The following is a 22,500-nucleotide window of genomic DNA, read 5'->3' as shown; positions in this document are numbered from 1 at the left end:
CCGGTCAGGATCGCGGCTTCGGGCGCGCGGCCTATTCGGCGGCGGCGGCCTGCACCGGGAACGGCGTCATTCCGCCGCCCGCGAGATAGGCCTCGTAATCGCGCGTGAACATGCGCAGCAAGGGTTCGTTCTGGCCGAACTGCTGGTATGTCTTGCCGCCGGATTCGAACCCGATCTGCTGCAGGCGTGACATCGCCATGTCTTCGACCACCACGTCGCGCGTGGCCGCCAGCGTGCTCGCCATGGCATATTCCTCGCGCAGGGTGCGCGGCGCGTGGCGGCTGTAGATCCGCACTTCGGTGCGCATCCGGCCTGCCGAAATCGGCCAGAATTGATAGAACAGATAACCGTTGGCCAGCGGCTGGATCGAGATGTTCGGGAAGATCGTGATCGTTTCGGTCCCGAAGTTGGGGATCTTCAGCCGGTTGATGCCGGGGTGTTCGTAAAACCCGGCGCGCCCTTGCTTGATCGCCTCAAGATCGGGCGCGGAGGTCGGCAGCATCTGGGCATAGACCCAGGTCAGCGCGGGAGCCTGCGGATCGTAGTCGAAGTTGCGCGGCACCGTCCCTGCGCTGTGCGGCCCGAACTGCTTTACATCGAGGTAATGCAGGTGCGGATTATCCTTCGGCACCACCGCCGCGCGCAGGGTCTTGTTGTGCAGGATAGCCACATGATAGCCCTCGTTGAAGGCATTGACGAGGTTCTTCCAGTTGCAGTCGATCTCGTCGGTCACGCGCACGCAGAACGGAAAATCGCCGAAAGGCGCGCCGTCCAGCAACACGTCGAGCCCGGCCAGAAACTCGGTCAGCGTGGCTTCCGGCTCCTCGGCAAAGTTCAGGAAGATGAAGCCCGCCCAGGTATCGAGATGCACCGGCGCAAGGCCGCTTGTCGCCTTGTCCACATGGGGGAAATCCTGTTCGCCGGGAATAGCGCTCAGCGATCCGTCGATGCGGTAGGTCCAGGCGTGGTAAGGGCAGCGGAAGGTCAGCGCGTTGCCCTTGTCCTGGCACACCAGCGCAACGCCGCGATGCGAACAGGCGTTGTGGAATGCGCGGACCTCGCCGTCCTTGCCCCGCGCGATGATCACATTGGCCTTCAGCGGTGGCACCTCGCGGACGATGTAATCGCCCGGTTCCGGCACTTCGTCCACCCGGCCAACCATCAGCCACGCGCGGCGGAAGATCATGTCCTGTTCGCGCCGGAAATATTCGGGCGAGGTATAGTATTCCACCGGAACCCGGCCATTCTCCAGCCCGAGATCGCGCGCCTTGGTCATGTGTTCACTGAGGTCGGTCATGTCATATCCGGCACCCGTTCTTGGCGAGGGCCGTCTCCCGGTTGCAGGCTGGCGGTTGCAGGCTGGCGATCAGTGCGGCTGAAAGCCCGCCCAGTCCATCGTAACGCCGTGGGGATAGGGGGCATGCGGCACGCGCGGCTGCCCGAAAATCTCGACCGCCTGGCTCGCTTCGGTCAGCCCCAGCACCACCCGGAAGAGCAGCGCTTCGGATTCAGGCAGCGCGCGCGGATCGAACTGATCAAGATGGACGAACACGTCCTCAAGCCGGTGCGCAAGCGCCGCATGGAAGGCTTCAAGCTCGCCCTGCGGCAATTGCTGGCGCCTGAGATAGCGCTCGTCCTGCGTCCTGAGGTCGCCCCAGCTCGCCACGAAAGGCTGGAGGAACGCAAACTGTTCGGGCAGCGCTACATGGCTCATGGCAGGTATTCGCTCCACTTGATCGCCATCTTGTGGGGAAATGGCGCGTAGGGGACGCAAGGCTGGCCGAACACTTCGACCGCCATCGCCGCCTCGGTCAGGCCCAGCGCGGTCCGGTAGAGCAGCGCCTCGGGCTCGGGCAGTCCGTCCATCGGGAACCGATCGAGATGATCGAAGATGGCGTTCAGCCGGGGGGCGGTTGCGTCATAGAATGCCTTGAGCTGCTTCATCGTGCAATGCTGGCGCTGAAGGTAGCGTTCTTCCTGCGATTCCAGCTTGCCCCACACCGCAGCGAACGGTGCAAGATCGGCAAACCCGTCAGGCAGGGTCAGCGTTTCGGTCACGTGGTGCTCTCCCAAGCAATTTCAGGGTGCCTGCGTCGCCGCCAGCCCGTTGCGGTTATGCACGAGCGCGCGGCGACATCGAAGGCGGTTTCCTTGACGCAGCGTCCTATTCGGCGGCCTCGGCCTGTAGCGCCTCGGGAAAGCGTGCCATGTCCCAACTTTGCACCACGGGGAGCACTTCGCGGCCGAACAGTTCAAGCGAGGCGCGCTGCTGGTCGGGCGTGCCCACCACGAACGGCAGGTCGCACACCCCGACGCCGATATCGCGGAGCACGCGGAACTTCTCGATCAGCGTTTCCGGGCTGCCTACGAAATAGGGCTTGGCCACCAGATCCAGCACCGGCGGGCCGCCCAGCGTGGCCGATTGCAGCTTGCTCGACTCTTCGGCCTGCTTGCCGAAATAGGCGTACATGTCGCCGGTCGCCTGCTCGTCGGTTGGCGCACAATAGGCGATGCCGCGATAGATCACGTGCGCGGGCGTTGGCTCCCAGCCTTCCTTCGCACATTCCGCACGATAGAGGTCGATCCAGCCCTTCACCGTCTCGGGCGCGGCAAACGAGAACGCGATGCCGATCCGGCGCTTGGCCGCGAACACCACCGAATCTTCGCTGTTGCCCGATCCGAACACCGGCGGATGCGGCACTTGCGTGATGTGCGGCCAGACCGAGATCGTGTTGAACTGGTATTGCTCGCCCTCCCACGCGAAGGGCTTCTCGCTGGTCCAGGCCTTCAGGATCAGGTCGATACCCTCCTGGGTCATCTTCTTGGTCAGTTCGGCATCGGTGTCATAGGTCTTGTGCTCGTTTGGCGTGCCGCGCAGGAACAGCACCTCGAGCCGCCCGTCGCTCAACGCGTCGAGCATTGCCACTTCTTCGGCCAGTCGCACCGGATTGTTCAGCGGCACCAGCGGGCCGAGCAGCGCCACGCGCACTTTCCTGGTGCGCTGTATGATGGCCGAGGCCATGATCATCGGGTTCGGGGTCATCTGATAGGGCGCGTAGTGGTGTTCCGATACGCTCACCCAGTCAAAGCCCAGCGCTTCGGCCGCTTCCACCATTTCAAGGTAGCGTGCGTAGGACCCAGTCGCCACTTCCGGCTTGCAGAACTCGGGCGAGGCTGGCCAGATCTCGATACCCGGCGCGGGACCGTCGTAACCGGTCATGCAAAGGTAGGACACTTTCATGCTTCCGCTCCTCGATTATGCTTTTCTGGCAGGGCCACTGACCTGAACTTATGCCCGCATCATGCACGATCAAAAGATCATGCACAATATGGCGCGCATTGGCGATCATTGGACGACGCGTCCACCTTCTGGCTCAGCAGGCCTGATTCCCAAGGCCGGAAAATGCGGAAACCATGGCAAAAGGGTCCCATTGCCTGACGCTCCGTCAAGTGCGATTGAATTTCATGCATGATCCGGGTAGATTGCTCCCAACCCGATCAAAGCCGGGACAAGCGGCGCGCGATATCGCCCGCCATGCGAGGATGCAGGATGAAGGCACGGTTCCCCAAGTTCGATTTTTCGAACCTGCGCGCGCATTGGGCGCCCAATCTGGAATTTGCACAGCGCGCCAATGCTGCGTCGCTGATCCCGGCTTATATCGAACCCTACCTGCTCAAGGTGATGATGCAGGCCAAGAAGAAGATTGATCCGGCCAAGACCGACATGCACCGCGATCTCGACATTTTCATCAAGCAGGAAATGCAGCACTGCCGCCAGCACATCGCGTTCAACCGGCGGATGCACGACCTTGGCTATGAACTGCTCAAACCCATCGAAGCGAAATTCGAAGCCACCTTCGCCCGCTTCCTCGCCAAGAAGTCACTGCGTTTCAACCTGGCCTACAGCGAAGGCTTCGAATCGCTCAGCGCCACCGCCTGCGTGCTCTATTTCGAGGACTACAACGAGCTGCTCGAACAGGCCGACCCCGAGCCGACCAACATGTGGCGCTGGCATCTGGCCGAGGAGTTCGAGCACCGCACCGTCTGCTCGGACGTCTACCACGAGTTGAGTGGCCTTCACCCGGTCCTCGCCTATTTCTACCGCCTCTACGGCTATTTCTACGCCATCGTCCACCTTGGCCGCTTCCAGCTGATGGTGTCGAAAAAGCTGCTCGGCCATGACCGCGCAACCATGACGCCGGACGAAGTGACACAATCGCTGGCGCGCGACAAAGTCGCCCGCAAGGTCATGGGCCGCCACTTCATCAGCAATTTCCTGAAGATCTGCTCGCCGTTCTACGATCCGGCCAAGCGTCGTGAGCCCAGGGGCTATCGCGCCTATCTGGCTGAATTCGAAGCCCGCTACGATCGCGGCCCGGTAGCGGACATCGCCGCCTGAGCGTTAGAGGCTGAACCCGCCATCGACGATCAGCGTCTGGCCGGTGATGTAGCGTGCGCGGTCTGACGCGAGGAACGCTGCGGCATCGGCAATCTCTTCCGCCGATCCGAAGCGGCGCAGGGCAATGCGCTGGCGCTGCACGTTCCAGACTTCAGGCGAATAGAGATCCGCAAGGAACTGCGCCCCCAGCCCGGCATCAATGATCCCCGGCGCAACCGCATTGGCGCGAATGCCCGAGCGGCCCTCTTCCTTGGCAACCGCGCGGCACAGCGATTCAATCGCGGCCTTGGGCACCGACGACAGCGCATCGCCCGGCGGATAAGTGTAATTCGCCACAGACGAGATCGCCGTGATCGACCCCCCGCCACTGGCGCGCAACACCGGGATCGCGGCCGCAACGACACGGGTGAACCCGATCAGCTCGACCTCGATCACCTGCCGCCACTGCGCCTCTGCTATCGTGCTGACAAACGGCTGCTCGATGGCCACGCCGCCTGCAAACACGATCGCTCCCAGCGGCAGGTCTGCGGTATTCGCGGCCGCAATGGCTGACACCACGCTGGCCGCATCGCTCAGATCGCAATGCACGGTAGCGCTCTTGCCGCCAAGTTCTGCGGCAAGGTCTTGCGCTGCTTGCAGGCCCGACCGGTAACCCACTGCAACCCGCCCCCATTCGCTGGCAAGCGCGCGGCAAATAGCCGCACCAAGCCCGCCCGAGCCGCCGACCACCAGCGCGGTGCGCGAAGACGCCGGACCGCTCATGCCACGGGGCTGTAAAGCGCGAGGTAATCGAGCAGGGTCTCGGCAAACACATCGTTGCGGTCGCCGGTGACCATGTGGCCCACGCCCTTGGCCAGAACCACGTCAAGCTGCGGCGTCAATTGCCGGAACAGTGCCTCGCCTTCGTCGGTGACAATGGTGGACAGTTCGGCGCGCACGAGCACGACCGGGTCCGTGATCCGGGCGGCGGCGTCTTGCAGCGCAAGGCCTTCGGACGGCGGGTTGAGAAATTCGGGCGACACGGTCAGTGGGTCCCATTGCCAGTAGAGGCGCCCATCATCGCCCTGCCGCATGGTCTTTACAAGGCCCGACACGTCGCTCTTGCGGGGCAGGCCAAGGTGCTCGGCGAGGGTATCGGCGGCGGCATCGACTGTAGCGAAGCCCGCCGCGCTGGCGATGAAGAAATCGCGGAAATCGTCGACGCCCTCATCGCGCAAGAGCGGCGCAACGTCGGCCAGCATCACCAGCGCGGCTTTGCCAGGACGGCGTGACGCGCCAACCAGCGCGGATTGCCCACCGCGCGATGCGCCGACCAGTGCGGCCGGTCGGTCAAAGAAATCGAGCAAGGCCGCGACATCGCGCCCGAATGCGTCGAGCAGATAATCGCCGTCCGCTGCCCAGTCGCTGGTCCCATGGCCGCGCAGATCGACGGTATAGGCGCGGTAGCCCGCCGCAGCGATGCTGCTCGCCGCGCCGCTCCATGACCGGCGGCTTTGTCCGCCGCCATGAAAGAACAGCACCGGCGGCCCTGCGTGCGGGCCATAAACGTCCGCACGCAGCGTCAGGCCGTCGCCGGGAAGTTCGACTACGGCCCGCGCCGGTGCACTCATTGCAAAGGTTCGCGCGATTATTCGGCCGCAGTGGCGAGCGGCGGTGCGATCTCGGCAAAGATCGGATGCTCGCCCGGACCCTTATAGGCAAACTTCTCAGGGGCGTGGTGCCACTTGCCGTCGTTTCGGCTCTCATAGGGGCTGGCGACTTCGATCAGGCAGCCATGCGTGCTCTTGGCGCCGACCCAGCTCCATTTCTGCCAGGTCATGTCGGGATCGTTGTAAGTGGTGCCTTCACCCGGAAGGTCGAGCCCTTCGGCGCGCAGCTTTTCCATCGCACCGGGAACGTCGTCGGTGGCAAAGCACAAGTGGTGGACATGCTCACCCACCTTGTCGAGACGCCGGCCCATGGGGGTGCCGGGTGCAGGCTGAATGAACTGGATTTCGGTGCCGTGATCGTTGACGAAAGTCGCCCACTTCATCCCGGCGTCGTCACCGCTCGAAAATTCGTCATACTTGACGATGCGCTGGTCAAGCTGCGCCGGGTCGAGCACGCGCAGGATCTTGGTCCAGTCCACGATGGCCTTGTCGAGATCGCGCACGACCATGCAAACATGGGCAAAAGGTCCGCTGGGCATTGTCTTCTCTCCTGTTAAGCGTTGAGCCTGATCGTCGCGGTCCCGGCATTCACGGTGCCGCGACCTTCGATATCCAGACTGAATTCGCAATCGATGCGGTTGCCGTCAACCGCCGTGATCCTGCCGCTGGCAACGGCCTTGTCGCCGCCATAGACGTTATCGAGGAAACGCGAATCCATCGCCTCGATCGTGCCACCCGGAAAGGCCGCCATCAGCATGTTCATCATGTAGGCCACATTGATCGGGCCCTGGTTGATCACTCGGTCGCCCAGACCCTTGGCCTTGACCACTTCGACATCGAGATGGATCGGATTGGGGTCGGCCAGAAACACCGCCCAATCCTTCATCGCGTCCGCGCTCACGCTGGGAATCGTGAACGGCGCGATGGCATCACCAACTGCGTAGTTCATGCGAGTTCCTTTCGCGGCAGAACCCAGACATTGTCGGTTTCCAGAATGGCGTCGCCGCCCTCAGCGGGATGCAGGCGCAAACGATAGGTCAGCACGTCCATCACGCCCAGCTTGCGGCTCTTCTTGCGCACGAGGCTGAGGATTTCGCCGCCGACCTTGTAGGGCTGGCCGACCATGATCGGCCCGGAAAAACGCACGCCCGACGAGCCCATCATCGGGCCGTCCTCGACATCGAACTCGCATGTTTCGCACACGCCGGCCACGGTCTTGCCCATCGCGACTTGCGTGGCGACGTAATACCATACCGGATGCGCCGTGCCATCAGCGGCTGGCGCAACCCCAACCGAGCGGCAAAGGCGCTCGTTTTCCTCGGCCGAAACGGTGAAGATCTTCGTCCCGTCGAGCGAGGTTCCCGCAACTTGCGGAGCGGGCGGGAATTCGGCTTCGTCGCTCATCAATACGACCTCGGCAGGCCGAAGCTTTCGGCGATGGAATTGCGCACCATCTCGTTGGAAATCGGCGTCATGCGCAGGATGCGGTGATCCCGCCAGTAGCGCTGCATGTCGGTTTCCGCCGAATACCCCATGCCGCCCATGATCTGGATGCCGAGGTCCGCCGCCTTCACCGCGTTTTCGGTGGCGACCATCTTGAGCATGTTCGCCTCGATCCCGCAGGGCTTGCCCTCGGCCTGAAGCTGCGCGACGTAGTAGAGCAGCAGTTCGGTGGTCTTCTGCCACGTGGCGATATCGGCGACATAGTGCTGCAGGATCTGGAACCGTCCGATGATCCCGCCAAACGCGGTGCGCTGCTTCATGTAGGCTACGGCATCTTCGAGCACGCCGTCGATCGCGCCGAGGCACTGTGCGCCGACCATGATGCGCTCGTTGTTGAGCGTGGGCAGCATTGCATACCAGGCCTGTCCCGGCGTGCCGAGCACGTCCTCATCGGGCACGAACACGTTTTCGTAATGCACTTCGCACGATCCCATCGCGCGCATGCCCAGCTTGGGCAACAGCGACGAGGTGATGCCGGGCGACTTGGCATCGACGAAGAACATCGTCAGGCCGTGGTGCTTCTTTTCGACGTTCGCGTCGGTGCGGGCCAGCACCAGCAGGCGGTCTGCCGCCTTAGCACCGGTCGTCCACATCTTCGCGCCGTTCAGCTTCCAGCCGCCATCGACCTTTTCGGCGTGCGTTTTCATCGCGCCCAGCACGTCGGTGCCGCCATCAGGCTCGGTCATCGAGAGCGAGACGCGCAAATCGCCCGATGCCATCGCCGGCAACCAGCGCTGCTTCTGCTCTTCGCTGCCGACCGCCGTGATCGTCTTGGCCCCGCCGAACGAGGTTAGACCCCAGGTCCACAGCAAGCCGCCTGCGGTGCGGGCAAACTCGCGCGCGAAGATCATCTGCATGACCACGTCGCCGCCAAGGCCACCCCATTCCTCGGGAATGCCGATGCCGAAGAAGCCCTGCTCCTTCAGTTTGTCCCACAGCGGATAGGGGTAATTCTCCTCGTCCGCCTCAAGCTTGCGCATCCAGTCCTTCGGGCACTCGGCCTCGACCCAGCGATGCACGATGTCCTTGAATGCCTGCTGCTCTTCGGAAAGCGAAAAATCCATGGCTCTGCTTCTGCTCCTGCTCGGACATTGGCTTTAGGCGTGGCAGGTTGACTGCAACCTATCCTATGGCAGGAACGCGGAATCCCTTCAGGACAGGGTGGTGCCCGCCCGAATGCTCAGGCAGCAGGCTTCCACACCAGCGGCAGGGCGACCGGCTGGATCATGCCCATATGACAGGTCACCGTATGGCCCGGCTCCAGCGTGAACGGCGGAATCCGCGCGAGGAACTCCTCCATCGCAATCCGCAGTTCGCGCCGCGCCAGATGCATGCCGACGCAAGTGTGAATCCCGAAGCCGAAGCCTACATGGCGCGGGCGACGGCTGAAATCGACTTTGCCCGGATTGTCGAACTCGGCAGGATCGCGGCCAGCCAGCGTGGTGGACATCGCCACCTTGTCGCCGGGCTTGATCGTCACGCCCCGGATCGTCGTTTCCTTCTTGCAGGTGCGGAAGGTGGTCACGGCCCCATACGCGCGCATCAGTTCGTCGATGGCGTGGGGGATTTCTGCCGGGTTGGCGCGAAGAGCAGCCTGGTCTTCGGGATGGGTCGCCAGATGCCAGAACTGCAGGCCCATGTTGGTCGAAACCGTATCCAGCCCGCCGATGAACAGATTGAACATGAATCCGACCAGTTCGTCCTGCGTGAGCGGCCGACCCTCGATCTGCCCCGCCACGCCAAAGCTGATCAGGTCATTGCGCGGATTTGCCCGGCGGTCGTCGATCTCCGCGCTGAGGTAGGCCACGACCTTCCGGGTGGCGTCGGCGATCTTGGACAGGTCGTGATTGTGGAGCAGGTTCATTTCCCACTCCATGAATTCGGCCACCCGGTCATGCGGCAGCCCCATCAGTTCCATGAACACCTTGATCGGGAATTCGAACGCGAAGTCACCCATGAATTCGCACGATCCGCGCGCCGCGAAACCGTCGATGTATTCGATGGCATATTCGCGGATCTTGCCTTCCAGCGCGGCCATCGCCTTGGGCGTGAACGCGGGGTTCACCATCTGGCGGAACGGTCCGTGCGCCGGAGGATCGAGCTCGACCGGCGAGTTGATCCATGTGCCGCCGGTCAGCTTCGAGAACGGCGAAAAGTCGTGTGTGGTGAAGTGGTCGGTATCGAGGTAGATCGCGCGCATGTCCTCCATGCGGCGCGGGATCCACGCAGGCGAACCACCCGGATAGGCGTGCGGCGCATAGATCAGGTCCGGCCCTTTATGGACCGAAGCTGCCAGCACATTGAACGGGTCCTGATCGGTGGTCATGCCGAACACGAACGGGAACGGCCGGACGAGATCGCCAGGGACGTGATCGGGAATCACCGGTTCCGGAAATGCAAATGCCATCTCGATTTCTCCCAAGGTCGTTCAAGGTCTGCGCAGGGGACTCCTGCGCGAAGTTCAGCCCGCCGCTTCAACCACCACGATCACGTTGTATGACCGGTTGCGCTGCGGATCGGCGGCGATGCGGGCAGCAAGGCGCTCGGTCACGGCATCCAGCACATGCGCGCGATCCCGCCCGGCATCGAGCGCAGCGGCAAAGCTCGGGCCATTGGCCGCGCGCATCATGTTCGCCCACATCTGCCCCAGTTGCACAGCGTCGCCGCTCTGCTCGTAGAGATCGAAGTATGGATCGGGTGTCGGCACAAGAGCGGCATCGACCAGCTTCAGCCCGGAAATCCGGCCATCGCGGAATGGCGCTTCGATCTGCGCGACAGACCGCCCTGCCGATGGCGCAGAAATCCGCGCCAGTTCGGCATGAGTCACAAGGCCAGCATCGGCCACATCCACCCAGCTTTGCCAGAACGCGCCAGCCATCCATTCAAAGCCGTGGCTGTCCTCGCCCCGCCCCATGAACTGGCAGATCAGCCGCCCGCCGCGCCGCAACTCGTGCGAGCGCGCCCGCAGAAAATTCGTCCAGTCCGCATCAAGCTGCGCATCGACCGCATTGCGCACGGCAGCATCGGCGCTGAACACGCCCCAGCCATGATCGGGCACCGCGCAAGGGTTGCGGCTCATCCAGTGCAGCGCGTTGGAACTCCACCCCAGATCGACACTGCCGCGCGGCAGCACCGGGCCATAGTGCGAACGGCCAATGGCGACGGGATAGACCTCCGCCCGCCCCGCCAGATAGCTTATCGGGTCTTCATCCAGCAGCGTGAACAGCGATGCAAAATCGTTGGACGGCAGATCGATATGGCTCACGATGATCGGGCATTCCGGCCCGGTTCGTGCGCGCACTGCGTCAATCGCGGCACCCATCGGCGCCATCGAATTGCGCCCCTGCGATGCGCCATAATCCGCAATGCCGATAGTGGTTGAATCAGACGCAACCTCGCCCGCTGCCGCGACCAGCAGAGGCAGCGCAGAGCCGAGATTGGCCGCCTGCAGCCCCGAGTGGCGGTTGTAGAAACCGCCGCCCTGCATCGCTGCGGTGGCCGCGGGCGCACCTGCGCTCAAGCGCTGGCACCCAGCGGGCCGAATGCGCGCTCGGTCTCATGCAGATCGAGATATTCGCGCACGCCCACCACGCGGTCATCGCGCACCGTGAACAAGTGGTGGTAGTGGTTGCGGTAGGTCCGGCCATCCTCGAATTCGAAGTTGCCGCGCGATTCCACCGCCACCCGCTCGCCTTCGGCGGTGGTTGCGATGATCGTCGTCTGCGCCACTTTGGCCACGCCGAGCATCGCCTGCAACTGGGTCAGCAGCGTATCGAGGTCGAGCGTGCCGACGCCAGACACATACCAGTCCACATCCGGCGCCATGATCGCGCGAATGGTATCCACGTCCGACTTGTCGAGCGCGCCCATCAGACGGATCACAATTGCGCGGTTGCGGTCGGCAAGGGCCTGCGCGTCATGGGTTTCGGCGGTGGTGCTCATGGCATTCCCTCCTGCTTACTTGGCGAGATATGTCGCGGTTGCCGCGGCCAGCGCCGGGATCTCGGCACCTGCCGATTGGCCCGCATCGATCGCAGCGGCCACATCCTTGACCATGTAGCGGCGCGCCGTCTCCAGCATCGCGCTCCAGCTGTCTCCGGCGAACCAGGGCAGCACATCGCTTGCGCCGCTGCACTGGATCAACGCGGTGGCGGTGGAAGCCCGCTCCAGTCCCAGGCTTTCGGCAAGATTCATGGCATCGGACGCCAGTTGCAGGTGCCCGGCGAAGAGGATGTTGTTGACCAGCTTGATCGCACGGCCAGCGCCACTGCCGCCCACGTGAAAGATCTCGCGCGCAAATGTATCGAACACCGGGCGTCCGCGCTCGATGGCATCGGCGTCGCCGCCGACCAGCAAGGTCAGCTTGCCGGACGCCATTTCCGACTGCTTCCGGCTGAAGCAGGTATCCAGGATGGCGATGCCTGCGGGCACGCTGGCAGCGATACCCTGGATCGATTCGATGCTTCCGGTGGTGAACACTGCCACGATGGCGCCGGGCTTCAGCAGATCGATCACGCCTTCCGGGCCGGTCAGCACATCGGCAACCTGATCGTCGGAAAATACAGCAAGGCACACCAGATCGGCATCCTGCGCGGCTTCGCGCGGTGAACCGACCAACGTCAGGCCCTGTGCGTCTTCGGCAGATGGCGCCTTCACATCGAACGCGCGAACCTCATGGCCACCGGCCGCAACTGCCTTAGCCGTCGGCAGGCCCATCTGGCCGAGCCCAATCCATGCAACCTTCATCGTCGATCCTCTCGCGCGGCCACTACAGCCCTTTGGATCGTGGATTGCGGCACCCGGCGGCGCACGGCCCCTATCGAACGTCAGGGTGAGCGGTCAGGCAAATTCCGCGAGACGGTCCAGCCCGCGCACCGGGTCGGTCACGCCGTCCCATGCCAGATGCGCGCGGTGCATCCGCGACAGCGATTCCTCCATCGCCGAGGATATTTCCATCAGCTCGATGAACGCGCCATCGGTCGCCCGCGTATCGAACAGGCAGAACCGTTCGCCCGAAGGCATCTGCCCGCTGAAAGCCACTGCATGACCCCTGGCCGAAAGCCGCGCGAAGTTGGCATCATACGGTCCGCGCAGCATCACGTGGTGATAGCCGTGGCCGCTACTCTCCAGCATTTCCCGGAACACCGAAGCGCCGTCGTTGGTCTGCTGCAACAGTTCAATCAGCAGCCCGCCCGAAAACCCGAACGCCACTTTCATCGAAACCTGCGTGGGCGCTCCTCGATAGATCTGGCCCGGCAGAACCGGCACGTCGAACACGAAGAACGGCCCCGCGCCGATGGTCCCGGTCCAGTGATCCAGCGCCGGTTCCAGATCGGCCACGACCTGACAGAGTTCGAGAACGGAGCCGCTGGGTTGCATCGGTCGAAGTCCTTGTTGTTCAGGGCAGCCAGTCGGCAGCGCGTGTGCGCGTGCCGTGATCGCGCGCGCGCTTCATCAGCTGCGCGCGGCGTCCGGCAATATCGATGCGCGGCACGCTTGCGGGCACGACTGTGTCCACATCGGCAAGACCGAATTCCTGCACGGTGCGGATGAAGGTGGCGGGATCGGCGGTCGGCGGCACGCCCTGCCAGCGGATCATCATCCAGCCCTCAGCCAGCTTGGTGGTATCGATCCAGTTTGCGACGCCCGGATCGACCGCGCTCAGCACATAGCTTTGCGTGCCATCGGCGCTGGCGGCCACTTGCGTGCTGTTCAGGCTGACCAGACGCACCATCGGATCGGGCGAGATCGTCCAGGGATCGGCAATCTGGAACCCCGAATAATAGCTGCCCGCAGGATCGATCGTCACCAGCAGCGCCTTGCCGTCATCCAGCCTGAAACGCCCACCCGCAAGATAGCCCCAGCCGCCATCACGGCCATTGGGACCGACCAACTTGTGCGGTTCCGGCAGCCCCAGGAAATCATCCTTGAAGTGGCTCCAGAAATGGACCCATGCGGGCAGATCGGCGATGACCTTGGCGGCAATCTCGTCCTCGGTGCGCGGGCGGTGCCCGGCGGGCGGATCGATGCGGCGAACGGTAACTTGCGCCGGGATCTGGTTCCAGTCACGCTGACTGTCGCGCGTATAGACCTGATGCAGCTTGCCCGGCTCGGACCGCAGATGATGGCGCCCCCCCTCGCCCGGCCCAACCGTCACCACCACCGGAGCGGTCGGCGCTGCCGGATCGCGCAAATCCTGCAGCGTAAAGGCGCCCAGATTGCGGCCAAGCCCGGCGTGATGGTCCGGCTCCACTTCCAGCACGATGCTGAGCTGCGGCGGATCATCCGAAAACCGGATCGTGATCTCGTAGTTGCCGTCGCCGTCTATCGGGATTTCGCGGTTGAAATTGTCGGGATTGTCGATGGCGACCGCCGCGCCCTGATAGACATGGCCGAACCAGTTGCGCGGGGCGTTGCTGATGTTCCACACGACCTTGGGATCGGCCGGATCGCCATTGGCCTCGCGCATGGCAAGGCCCAGAACCCATTGATCCAGCGCGCGGTCCAGCCCGGCAATGCCGTCGACAGTCGCGGCCAGCGGGTGCGCGCGCATGGCAATGCGTTGCGTCTCGCGCGCGGCGCGCACATCGGCGCGCTCAATCAGACGCAACGAAAGCCGCTCGGCCTCGGCCTGATCGTCGGTCCATAGAGGGTTCGCGCTCACGAGATCGTCCCCACGCGGCCACCTTCGGTAAAGATCGTGCTGCCGGTGGTGTAGCTCGACGCGTCGCTCGCCAGCAGGATCGCCGCGCCCACTGCCTCGTCCGCCGCGCCGAAGCGCTTGATCGCATTGCGCTCGGCCAGACCCAGCCCGCGATGGATTTCAGCTTCCTGCCCATCGGGGCTCATCGAACCGACGCAGAGGCAATTGATCCGGGTATGCGGGGCCTGCGTCTTGGCGAGTTCGCGCACGAGAAACAGCAGCGCCGCCTTGCTCACGCCATAGGCCACCGCCGGCGGGATCGGGGTGAACCCGCCGCAGCTCTGCACCGAAATCACGCTGCCCTTGCCGTGGACCTTCATGTCGGCCTCGGTCATTTCGACCAGCCGCCAAGTCGCCATGACATTGACGTCCATCGCGGTCTGCCACACCTCGTCGGTGTTCGCCCACAGCCCGCCATCATGGGCATAGATCACGCCCGCAGCTGCATTGTTGAACACGATGTGGATCGGCCCGAACGCATCGTGCGCGGTATCGACCAGCTTCTGCAGGTCCGCCTTGTTGGCCACATCCACCGCAACCGCCCGCGCCCGTCCGCCACCCCCAGCCTCGCTTCGCGCGTTGATTTCCCCGGCTATGCGGTCAAGCCGGTCCTGGCTGCGCGCGGAAATTACCACGTTTGCGCCCAGTTCGGCATAGGCCTTGGCAACATGTTCGCCCACGCCGGGGCCTACCCCGGTCAGGATTGCGGTGCGGCCATCCAGCCGGAAACGGTCGAGTACGCTCATCGGGATTACCCTGCGTTTGTGGGAAGGGGCGCCAGCAGGTGCCCGAACCGCGCGTAATAGGGGGCGAGGCGTTCGCGCACTTCGTCCGGATCGATACCGAACTGCTCGGCGCTGTGTTTGTGGCGCCCCAGCCGCTTTGCCGCCGAATTCTGCGCGAGGAAGTGCGTGATGCGCGCTTCATGTTCGGGCGTGAACGGCAGGCCGAAGCGGTCGTAGATGCGGCGGACCGATCCCATCGGATCGGCCACGACCTCGCTATGCCCCAGATCGATTATGCGTTCGGCAATGTCGGGACGCGCATCGCGGGCCTTGAGGCCGCGTTCGAGCCCTTCGCTCCACGTTTCGAACACGCTGCGGCCCACGGCTTTCAAGTCCTTGTCCGCGCCCACGGCGGCCAGAAACGCCGCTATCATGCTCGACAGCGACGAGAACGTCAGTACCGGATCGCGGTGCGTCCACACCAGCATTGCGCCGGGATAGGCCTCGACCAGACCCGGCAGATCGAACAGATGCTGCGGCGATTTCAGTGTCCAGCGCCCTTGCGGCCCCTTCCACTGGAACTGCTGGAGCAGACGCTTGTGCGTGGCATATTGCCCTTCGGCTACCGTGCTCAGCAGCCACTTGGCAAAATCGGGCACGCCGAGTTCGGCGGGGAAGTTGGTGCTGGCAAAATGCATCATCATGCCGTGGTTGCACTCGCCGGGCTGCGTGCAATCCATGCGCTGAATATCGGCAAGCTGTGGCGCATGGGCCAGCCAGTTTTCATAGATCGCCTGCACCTGCCCTATGCGTGGGTCGGTGGTAAAGGTGGCCTTTTCCGGAGCTGGCCAGGGGATGTACCATTCCCATTCGGTCGGCGCGCGGGCTGCCGGATCAAGGCACAGCAGGTCATACGTGATCGTGGTGCCGGTGCGCGGCAATCCGCACACGATCAGCGGCGATCCCACATTCTGCGCGGCGATTTCAGGGTGGTTACGGTCATCTTCGGCCATGCGCAGCCGCATCGAAAGGATCTTGGTAATGTTGGCCTTGGCCGTGGCGCGCAATTGCGCCGGAGGGTTCATCGCCTCCACCGCTTTCACCAGTTCGTGAAAGCCGGTCATGAAGCTGAGGTCGGGACCGAAATCGGTATAGCCGGTTTGCGCCTGCGCGTCGGCAATCAGCGCGTCAGGGTCCAATGGGGCAATTGCTTCGGATGCTTGCGCCAGCGCCATAACGTCATTCCCTATCCCAGACGCCGTTCCGCTTTCGGGACCGTGCGCCAATAAAGCTCGTCCCGGCAGACCGCATCGCAACCTGCCGGGGGAAAGGGCAGTTTCAGAAGCCCTTGGCGGCCAGCGCGCGCTTCAGTTCGGTGGTCAGTGGCCCCATGTCCTTGGGGCCAGCACCGTGGAGCAGGATTTCGTCTGCGCCTGCGTCAAGGTAGGCCATCAGCTGGTCGGCGCATTGCGCAGCGGTGCCCACGGCGGCGCCTTCGTCGATCCACTGCTGCGGCAGCAGTTCGCCCACATCGACCAACTCCTGCCGGGTATAGGCCTGATCGGCAGGCTTGCCGTTGAGACAGGCGATCTTGGGATGCGCGCGAATCTGGTCGAGCACCGACTTGTCCCATTCGTTGATCTCGACGATCAGGTCGCCAAAGCCGGGCAGTTCGAAATAGGTGATCGCGCGGCCGCGCACCACCGCGTCTTCCTCGTCCTTGGGCAAATCGGGGGCGACGATGATGTTGTGATAGATGCGCACAGACATCGGATCGCGCCCGGCCTTTTCGGCGGAATCACGCACGATCTTGACGCTGTTGCGCACGCCCTGCGGCGATACGAACGGATGCAGCAGCACGCCGTCGCAATGGCTGCCCGCAAATTCGAGCGACTTGGGGCCAATGGCCGTAAAGATGATCGGCGGCAACGGGCCGTCATACTTGTCGGTCAGCTTCAGGTTGGGGAAATTGCCCATGATCCCGTCGTATTTCACCGTCTCACCGGCCCACAGGCTTTTCATGATCGAGATGGTATCGGCCAGACGGTCCATGGTGATCGGCGCAGCGCCCATCATCTTCATGTATGCGGGCACAGCGCGCGCAAACATCACACGGAAGCGGTCGCCCGACATCGCCTGCATCAGGTTGGCCGTGCTCGCGGTAACGATCGGGTGGCGCATCGTGGCATAGAACGTGCCGGTAATGCGGATTTTCGAGGTCGCCTGTGAAACTGCGCCCGCCAGCACTGCCGGTTCCTTGAGCGCAAAACGTTCGGAAATCCACACGCAGCCAAGGCCGATCCGCTCGGCCTCGATCGCCTCTTCAATGCCCCGCCGCGGATCGCTCACCCGGCCCGGAAGGATATAGGTTCCGAACTTGTCGAAAAGTGCCTGTGCGCCGGGTTCGATCTGCGTCATTGTCTCTACCTTGTTGAATTCATGCTGCCGTGCCGGATGACTTTCGCAAAGCCCCCTATCGCCTGACAGGGTTTGCCGGTCCCTGCCCTTCAAGGCATAGTATCAGGGCGCCGTCGCCAGAAGCGAACGGATGCGCCACACGCCGTCCAGGCGGTTCAGGGTGATTGCATAGTCGGAAAAGGTCATCGGCTTGCCCTCGTTGCCCCAGTCGGTCACCAGCCCATAGGCGGTCACCAGCGCGGTATCGGCATCGGTCCCTGCATCGACGACAATATTGGTGATCTGGTGCCGCCACTTGCCGCCGCCATGCTCGGCCACCACACTTGGCATCGCGCCGACCTGCTCATGCCCTTCCAGCCGCATCGCGCCTGCCACCTCAAACGTGCCGTCGGGCGTGAACAGCTCAAGCCATCCTGCCGTATCGCCATGATCAACGCGGTGGCAGTAGCGCGCGAACAATTCGGCTATGGCGATCCGGTCGTCGCTGGTGATCGTGGCCATCTTCGCTCTCCCTTTTTATGCAATTCAAATCAGATCATCACGAGCTTGCAATGGCAGCCGCCTTCCTTGCGGTAGGTCATAGCCGATAAACCGCCGATAGCGTGCGCGACCATGGAGCAGGCCTGCCAATGGACTGCCTGGAGGGCCAATGGCCCCACCTGGAGGGAATGTATGAGCAACGAGTGGGATGCCATCGTCATCGGATCGGGCGCTGCGGGACTTACTGCCGCCGTCACTGCCGCACGCAAGGGCCTCAAGGTCTTGGTCGTCGAGAAGACCGACGTGTTCGGCGGCACCACCGCCATTTCGGGCGGCGGTATCTGGATTCCGGGCAACCACCACCAGCTTGCCGCGGGTATCCCCGAACCGGCAGGCGCGGCGCGCAATTACATCGGCACGCTGGTCGGCGAAAAGCTGAACGCCCCGGCGCTCGATGCCTACTTGCAGGCCGGCCCCGAAATGGTCCGCTTTCTGGAAGACAAGACCGAAGTCGTCTTCGCGCTCGCCGACCATTCGCCCGACTGGCACCCCGAAATCGAAGGCGCCAGCAAGGATGGCCGCCTGCTGCGCCCGCTTGAATACCGCACGCAGAAGCTGAATGGCTATGCCGACCAGTTGCGCCTGCCCCGCAGTGAATTCAACGCGCCGGTCGGCTTCATGGTCGATCTGCCCGATCTGCCGCACCTCGATGCGATGAAATCGTCGCCCAAATCGATGTTCTACATGATGAAGATCGTCGGCCAGTACGTGCTCGACAAGATGATGGGCCGCAAGCGCGGCTCGCGGATCACCATGGGCAACGCGCTGGCGGCGCGCCTTTTGCGCTCGGCCCACGATGCAGGCGTCACGCTCTGGCGCAATACCGGTGTCACCGGCCTCATCGGTGGGCCTGACGGGATTACCGGCGTTCGCGTGGAGCGCGATGGCAAGGCGCTCGACCTCACCGCGAAGAAGGGCGTTGTGCTGGCCACTGGCGGCTTCTCGGCCAATGAACAGCTCCGCCGCGCCTATATGCCCTACCCCGATCAGCACATCTCGATCATGGCCGGGTGCAACACCGGTGACGGCATGAACATGGGCCTTGAAGCGGGCGGCACCATCGATGGCGAAAACGTGGCCAACGGTGTGTGGTCGGTCGTTTCGACGATGATCAAGCCCGATGGCACCAAGGCGATCTACGCCCACCTGATCGACATGGCCAAGCCCGGTTGCATCGCGGTCGACAAATCGGGCAAGCGCTTCGGCAACGAAGCCTCGAACACCTTCGTCGAATACATGCACAAGGCAGGGGCGGTGCCGGCATGGCTGGTGGCCGATTCTGCCTTCGTCAAGAAGTACGGCCTCGGCCTCTCGCTTCCCGGCGGCGGCGCTATCAAGAAGCTGGTCGCAGCCGGCTACTTGATCGAAGGCGGGACCCTGGTCGAACTCGCCGGAAAGATCGGCGTCGATGCCGCATCGCTGGTAAAGACGGCATCGGCCATGAACACCTACGGCAAGACCGGCGTGGACCCCGAGTTCCAGAAAGGCGCCTCGGCGCTCGACCGCGATCTTGGCGATCCGCGCCACACCCCTAACGCCTGCCTCGGCCCGATCGAAACCGCTCCGTTTTATGCGGTCAAGATCTTTCCCGGCGATGGCTCGACCACGGTCGGCTTGCGCATCGATGGCGAAGCGCGGGTTCTGGACGCCTCGGGCAAGGTCATTCCCGGCCTGCATGCGGCCGGCCTCGACGCCAATTCGCTCTGGCGCGGCAACGCCCCGGCGCATGGCTGCAACGTTGGCCCGGCGATGACATTGGGCTATATCGCCGCCCGCAGTCTCGCCAGCTAGGACACGATGAAACCCGACGCGATCAATGCCCGCGTCCTGCTGGTCAACCGGCCAGCAGGCGTCGCGCAAGCGAGTGACTTTGCCATCGCTCACGCTGCGGTGCCCGAACCTGCGCCGGGTGAAATCCTCGTGCGCAATCATTACCTGTCGGTCGATCCCGCCATGCGTGGCTGGATCGCAGATGTCGGTAATTATTCCGCGCCGGTCGCCATCGGCGACGTCATGCGCAGCCTGTGTTCGGGCGAAATCGTCGCCTCGCGCAACCCGGACTATGCGGTCGGCGAATTCGTGACAGGCTGGTTCGGCTGGCAGGACTATGCCGCCGTCAGCGCCGACCGCATCGTCCAGCGCACATCGCCGGCCGAAGCCAAGATGGCGCTGGGCATCCTCGGCCTCAATGGCACGACCGCGCTGCTCGCCCTGACCACCATCGGTGAGCCCAAACCCGGCCAGACCGTTGTCGTCTCCACTGCCGCTGGCGCTGTCGGCTCGGCGGTCGGCCAGATCGCGCGCATCCATGGCTGCCGCACCATCGGCATCACCAGCAGCCCCGCCAAAGTGCGCGATTGCGTTGATCTGTTCGGCTATGACGCCGCCATCGATTATCGCACGGAAGACGTCGGCGCGCGCGTGGCCGCGCTATGTCCGGGTGGCGTCGACATCTATTTCGACAACACCGCAGGCACGATTTCCGACGCGGTCATGCGGCATCTGGCGCAAAAGGCGCGCGTCGTCGTCTGCGGCACGGCGTCCTACGATCGCTGGGTGCCGTGGCCCGATGGACCGCGCGTGGAGCGGCACCTGCTGGTCAAGCGCGCACGCATGGAAGGCTTCGTCCTGTTCGATCACATGGACCGTCTGGACGAAGCCGTGGGCACCTTGCGCGGTTGGATCGCCGACGGCCGCCTGACTTATCAGGAAGACCTGCTGACCGGTATCGAGGCCTGCCCCGATGCTCTGGCCGGACTGTACCGGGGAGAGAACCGGGGCAAGCGGATCGTTCAGCTGGTTTAGCCGGCTGCTTCCATGAAGGCCTTGAGATCGGCGTAATGCGGCTGATGGATCAGCCCGCCGCCTGAAATCGAGATGTTTTCGCCCGTGATATAGCGCGATTCATCCGACGCCAGGAACGCCACAAGCGCGGCGATATCATCGGGCGTGCCGAATTCGGGCGTCAGGATATGGCGTTTGATGATGTCTTTCAGGCCCGGCACGGTCTTGTCGAGCGCTTCGGTCAGCACCACACCCGGCGCAATGCTGTTGCAGCGGATGTTCTGCGTGCCGTGCTGCGTGGCGACATATTTGGTCAGCGTGATGATCGCACCCTTGGTCGATCCATAGGCGATGCGGGCCAGATCGCCCGCCGTGCCCGAATTGGACGCGGTGTTGACGATCGACCCGCCGCCGTTCGCAATCATGTGCGGGATCGCATAGCGACATCCCAGCAGATAGCCGGTCAGGTTGACGTCGAGAATTTCCTGCCAGATCTCCATCGGAATGTCCGTGGCCGTGGTGTCCTGCGCCGATTTGACCGGGTCGGTCATCGCTGCGTTGTTGTGCAGGATGTCCAGTTTGCCGAAGTGGCTGACCGTGCGCTCGACCAGCGCCTTGACCGATTCCGGGCTGGCCGCGTCGAACTGTACCGCAATTGCGGCATCGCCAAGTGGCTCGGCCGCGCGCTTGGCCGATTCCTCGAAGATATCCGCCACTGCAACCCGCGCGCCTTCAGAGACCAGTCGCCGCGCAACGGCCGATCCGATGCCACCGCCACCGCCGGTGACGATTGCCACCTTACCTGCAAGTCTGCTCATAATATCCTGTTCCTGATGTCAGAAATGTGATTGCGCGGGCTGCTTACTGCAGCATTCCGGGCCGCAGCCGGTAGTCGCGCGGGGTCATGCCCGTGGCTGCACGGAACGCGGCTGAAAACGCCGACGAGCTGCGGAAACCGCACCGCCAGCTGACTTCCTTGATGCGGAAATTGTCCGATTCCAGCAGTTCCTTGGCCAGATCGATGCGGCAGCGCGCGATAAAATCGCCGATGCTGCCGCCTGTCGCCTGCTTGAACACCCGCGCCACATTGCGCGTGCTCATCCCGCAGGCGCGGCCGATGTCGGAAATGCTCAGCGCGCTCGATAGATTGCCCCGGATATATTCCTCGATCCGCTTGGCCTGATGCGGCAGCACCAGCCCGCCCCCGGATCGGACACGAGCTGCGACCAGCGCGCCAGTTCCACCGTCGCCCCCACCGCCAGCGATTCCAGCAGCGTCCCGGCAGCAAAGCCGGGCGAGGACAGTTCGCTCGCCATCGCCAGCAGATAGCGGCGGAGTGCCACGTTCTGGATGTCGGCATGGGGAACGGAAGCCGTCAGCGGATTCTCGCCATCGAACACGTTGTCAAGAAACGCATCGCCGAATGACACGCACAGCAGGTTGCGCTTTTCCAGCGCGGGCTGGCCCCAGTACCGCACGTTGGGCGGCAGGTAGAGCACGCCGCCGGAAAACTGCGGTTCGTCCCAGCGCTCGGACTGCAACAGGCTGCGGCGCAAGCTGCCATCGAGCGAAATGTCGAGATAATGCTTTTGCGGCAGCAAGTGCCCTGCGGAAGGGCGCACCCATTCGTATTGCCGGATATCCATGGTGAGGTCATGCGAGGCAAAGCGCGCCACGATCTCGAAATCGTGCACGAACTCGCGGTTGTGGACCGACCAGTCGCTTTCCGGCCGGATCAGCATGGCGCTGGATTCCGACAATGCGAGGTGCTGCATCATC

The 22,500-nt window shown here is 63.5% G+C and carries 26 protein-coding genes; 3 read left to right on the top strand and 23 right to left on the bottom strand.

Features of this window, described 5'->3' with window-relative positions:
- Positions 1-31: 31 nt before the first annotated feature.
- The 4 genes from RM192_RS16790 to RM192_RS16775 all read right to left on the bottom strand — a co-directional run bounded on the left by RM192_RS16790 (position 32) and on the right by RM192_RS16775 (position 3,241).
- Positions 32-1,297: an aromatic ring-hydroxylating dioxygenase subunit alpha gene (locus tag RM192_RS16790; RefSeq protein ID WP_311508783.1), complete on the bottom strand. Its 1,266-nt coding sequence runs from the start codon at positions 1,295-1,297 to the stop codon at positions 32-34.
- 69 nt (positions 1,298-1,366) lie between these two features.
- Complete coding sequence (locus tag RM192_RS16785; protein ID WP_311508782.1) at positions 1,367-1,714, bottom strand: hypothetical protein; 348 nt, start codon at positions 1,712-1,714, stop codon at positions 1,367-1,369.
- Positions 1,711-2,058 carry a hypothetical protein gene (locus RM192_RS16780; protein WP_311508780.1) on the bottom strand — a complete coding sequence of 116 codons (348 nt, stop codon included), beginning with the start codon at positions 2,056-2,058 and terminating at the stop codon, positions 1,711-1,713. Before RM192_RS16780 ends, RM192_RS16785 begins: the two co-directional genes overlap by 4 nt.
- A gap of 106 nt (positions 2,059-2,164) precedes the next feature.
- A complete protein-coding gene (locus RM192_RS16775) occupies positions 2,165-3,241 on the bottom strand; it encodes an LLM class flavin-dependent oxidoreductase (RefSeq protein ID WP_311508779.1) in 1,077 nt (358 codons plus the stop codon).
- 309 nt (positions 3,242-3,550) lie between these two features.
- Here RM192_RS16775 and RM192_RS16770 point away from each other — a divergent pair, with 309 nt between their 5' ends.
- A complete protein-coding gene (locus RM192_RS16770; RefSeq protein ID WP_311508778.1) occupies positions 3,551-4,399 on the top strand; it encodes a metal-dependent hydrolase in 849 nt (282 codons plus the stop codon).
- A gap of 3 nt (positions 4,400-4,402) precedes the next feature.
- Here RM192_RS16770 and RM192_RS16765 read toward each other — a convergent pair whose 3' ends face one another.
- The 16 genes from RM192_RS16765 to RM192_RS16690 all read right to left on the bottom strand — a co-directional run bounded on the left by RM192_RS16765 (position 4,403) and on the right by RM192_RS16690 (position 17,898).
- Positions 4,403-5,161 (bottom strand): SDR family oxidoreductase, encoded by a 759-nt coding sequence (locus RM192_RS16765; RefSeq protein ID WP_311508776.1) that lies wholly within the window; start codon positions 5,159-5,161, stop codon positions 4,403-4,405.
- On the bottom strand, positions 5,158-6,009 hold the full coding sequence (locus RM192_RS16760) for an alpha/beta hydrolase (protein WP_311508775.1): 852 nt from the start codon (positions 6,007-6,009) through the stop codon (positions 5,158-5,160). The genes RM192_RS16765 and RM192_RS16760 overlap by 4 nt, the downstream gene beginning before the upstream one ends.
- A gap of 17 nt (positions 6,010-6,026) precedes the next feature.
- On the bottom strand, positions 6,027-6,587 hold the full coding sequence (locus RM192_RS16755) for a VOC family protein (RefSeq protein ID WP_311508774.1): 561 nt from the start codon (positions 6,585-6,587) through the stop codon (positions 6,027-6,029).
- 14 nt (positions 6,588-6,601) lie between these two features.
- Entirely contained in the window at positions 6,602-6,997 is a 396-nt protein-coding gene (locus RM192_RS16750; protein ID WP_311508773.1) for a MaoC/PaaZ C-terminal domain-containing protein, read from the bottom strand.
- Positions 6,994-7,452 (bottom strand): hypothetical protein, encoded by a 459-nt coding sequence (locus RM192_RS16745; protein ID WP_311508772.1) that lies wholly within the window; start codon positions 7,450-7,452, stop codon positions 6,994-6,996. The genes RM192_RS16750 and RM192_RS16745 overlap by 4 nt, the downstream gene beginning before the upstream one ends.
- Complete coding sequence (locus RM192_RS16740; protein WP_311508771.1) at positions 7,452-8,615, bottom strand: acyl-CoA dehydrogenase family protein; 1,164 nt, start codon at positions 8,613-8,615, stop codon at positions 7,452-7,454. The genes RM192_RS16745 and RM192_RS16740 overlap by 1 nt, the downstream gene beginning before the upstream one ends.
- A gap of 116 nt (positions 8,616-8,731) precedes the next feature.
- Positions 8,732-9,958, bottom strand: coding sequence for a cytochrome P450 (locus RM192_RS16735; protein ID WP_311508770.1), 1,227 nt, complete (start codon positions 9,956-9,958; stop codon positions 8,732-8,734).
- A 54-nt stretch (positions 9,959-10,012) separates the two neighbouring features.
- Positions 10,013-11,071 (bottom strand): hypothetical protein, encoded by a 1,059-nt coding sequence (locus tag RM192_RS16730; protein WP_311508769.1) that lies wholly within the window; start codon positions 11,069-11,071, stop codon positions 10,013-10,015.
- Positions 11,068-11,493 (bottom strand): nuclear transport factor 2 family protein, encoded by a 426-nt coding sequence (locus tag RM192_RS16725; protein WP_311508768.1) that lies wholly within the window; start codon positions 11,491-11,493, stop codon positions 11,068-11,070. The genes RM192_RS16730 and RM192_RS16725 overlap by 4 nt, the downstream gene beginning before the upstream one ends.
- A gap of 15 nt (positions 11,494-11,508) precedes the next feature.
- Positions 11,509-12,297 carry an NAD(P)-dependent oxidoreductase gene (locus RM192_RS16720; protein ID WP_311508767.1) on the bottom strand — a complete coding sequence of 263 codons (789 nt, stop codon included), beginning with the start codon at positions 12,295-12,297 and terminating at the stop codon, positions 11,509-11,511.
- Between the two features lie 93 nt (positions 12,298-12,390).
- Positions 12,391-12,930: a VOC family protein gene (locus RM192_RS16715; protein ID WP_311508766.1), complete on the bottom strand. Its 540-nt coding sequence runs from the start codon at positions 12,928-12,930 to the stop codon at positions 12,391-12,393.
- Between the two features lie 19 nt (positions 12,931-12,949).
- On the bottom strand, positions 12,950-14,215 hold the full coding sequence (locus tag RM192_RS16710; RefSeq protein WP_311508765.1) for a hypothetical protein: 1,266 nt from the start codon (positions 14,213-14,215) through the stop codon (positions 12,950-12,952).
- A complete protein-coding gene (locus RM192_RS16705) occupies positions 14,212-15,000 on the bottom strand; it encodes an SDR family oxidoreductase (RefSeq protein WP_311508764.1) in 789 nt (262 codons plus the stop codon). Before RM192_RS16705 ends, RM192_RS16710 begins: the two co-directional genes overlap by 4 nt.
- A gap of 5 nt (positions 15,001-15,005) precedes the next feature.
- Positions 15,006-16,214, bottom strand: a complete 1,209-nt coding sequence (locus RM192_RS16700) for a sulfotransferase (RefSeq protein ID WP_311508763.1) — start codon at positions 16,212-16,214, stop codon at positions 15,006-15,008.
- Positions 16,215-16,317: 103 nt separating this feature from the next.
- Positions 16,318-17,397, bottom strand: coding sequence for a TIGR03857 family LLM class F420-dependent oxidoreductase (locus RM192_RS16695; RefSeq protein ID WP_311508762.1), 1,080 nt, complete (start codon positions 17,395-17,397; stop codon positions 16,318-16,320).
- 102 nt (positions 17,398-17,499) lie between these two features.
- Positions 17,500-17,898 carry a nuclear transport factor 2 family protein gene (locus RM192_RS16690; RefSeq protein ID WP_311508761.1) on the bottom strand — a complete coding sequence of 133 codons (399 nt, stop codon included), beginning with the start codon at positions 17,896-17,898 and terminating at the stop codon, positions 17,500-17,502.
- Between the two features lie 171 nt (positions 17,899-18,069).
- On the opposite strand from RM192_RS16690, the gene RM192_RS16685 reads away from it, so the two are divergent.
- Positions 18,070-19,728: an FAD-dependent oxidoreductase gene (locus RM192_RS16685; protein ID WP_311508760.1), complete on the top strand. Its 1,659-nt coding sequence runs from the start codon at positions 18,070-18,072 to the stop codon at positions 19,726-19,728.
- A gap of 6 nt (positions 19,729-19,734) precedes the next feature.
- Complete coding sequence (locus RM192_RS16680; RefSeq protein ID WP_311508759.1) at positions 19,735-20,742, top strand: NADP-dependent oxidoreductase; 1,008 nt, start codon at positions 19,735-19,737, stop codon at positions 20,740-20,742.
- On the opposite strand, the gene RM192_RS16675 is transcribed toward RM192_RS16680, so the two are convergent.
- From RM192_RS16675 to RM192_RS16665, 3 genes are read right to left on the bottom strand one after another with little or no spacing between them, the layout of a single operon-like run.
- Positions 20,739-21,539: a glucose 1-dehydrogenase gene (locus tag RM192_RS16675; protein ID WP_311508758.1), complete on the bottom strand. Its 801-nt coding sequence runs from the start codon at positions 21,537-21,539 to the stop codon at positions 20,739-20,741. The genes RM192_RS16680 and RM192_RS16675 overlap by 4 nt on opposite strands.
- A 43-nt stretch (positions 21,540-21,582) precedes the next feature.
- The gene (locus RM192_RS16670) at positions 21,583-21,822 is read right to left on the bottom strand and encodes a helix-turn-helix domain-containing protein (protein ID WP_311508757.1); all 240 of its coding nucleotides are present in this window, start codon (positions 21,820-21,822) and stop codon (positions 21,583-21,585) included.
- A gap of 29 nt (positions 21,823-21,851) precedes the next feature.
- A complete protein-coding gene (locus tag RM192_RS16665) occupies positions 21,852-22,499 on the bottom strand; it encodes a hypothetical protein (protein ID WP_311508756.1) in 648 nt (215 codons plus the stop codon).
- Position 22,500: the final 1 nt, after the last annotated feature.

The organism is Novosphingobium sp. MMS21-SN21R, assembly GCF_031846015.1.
GTDB lineage: Bacteria > Pseudomonadota > Alphaproteobacteria > Sphingomonadales > Sphingomonadaceae > Novosphingobium.
This window is presented reverse-complemented; position numbering and strand designations above follow the sequence as displayed.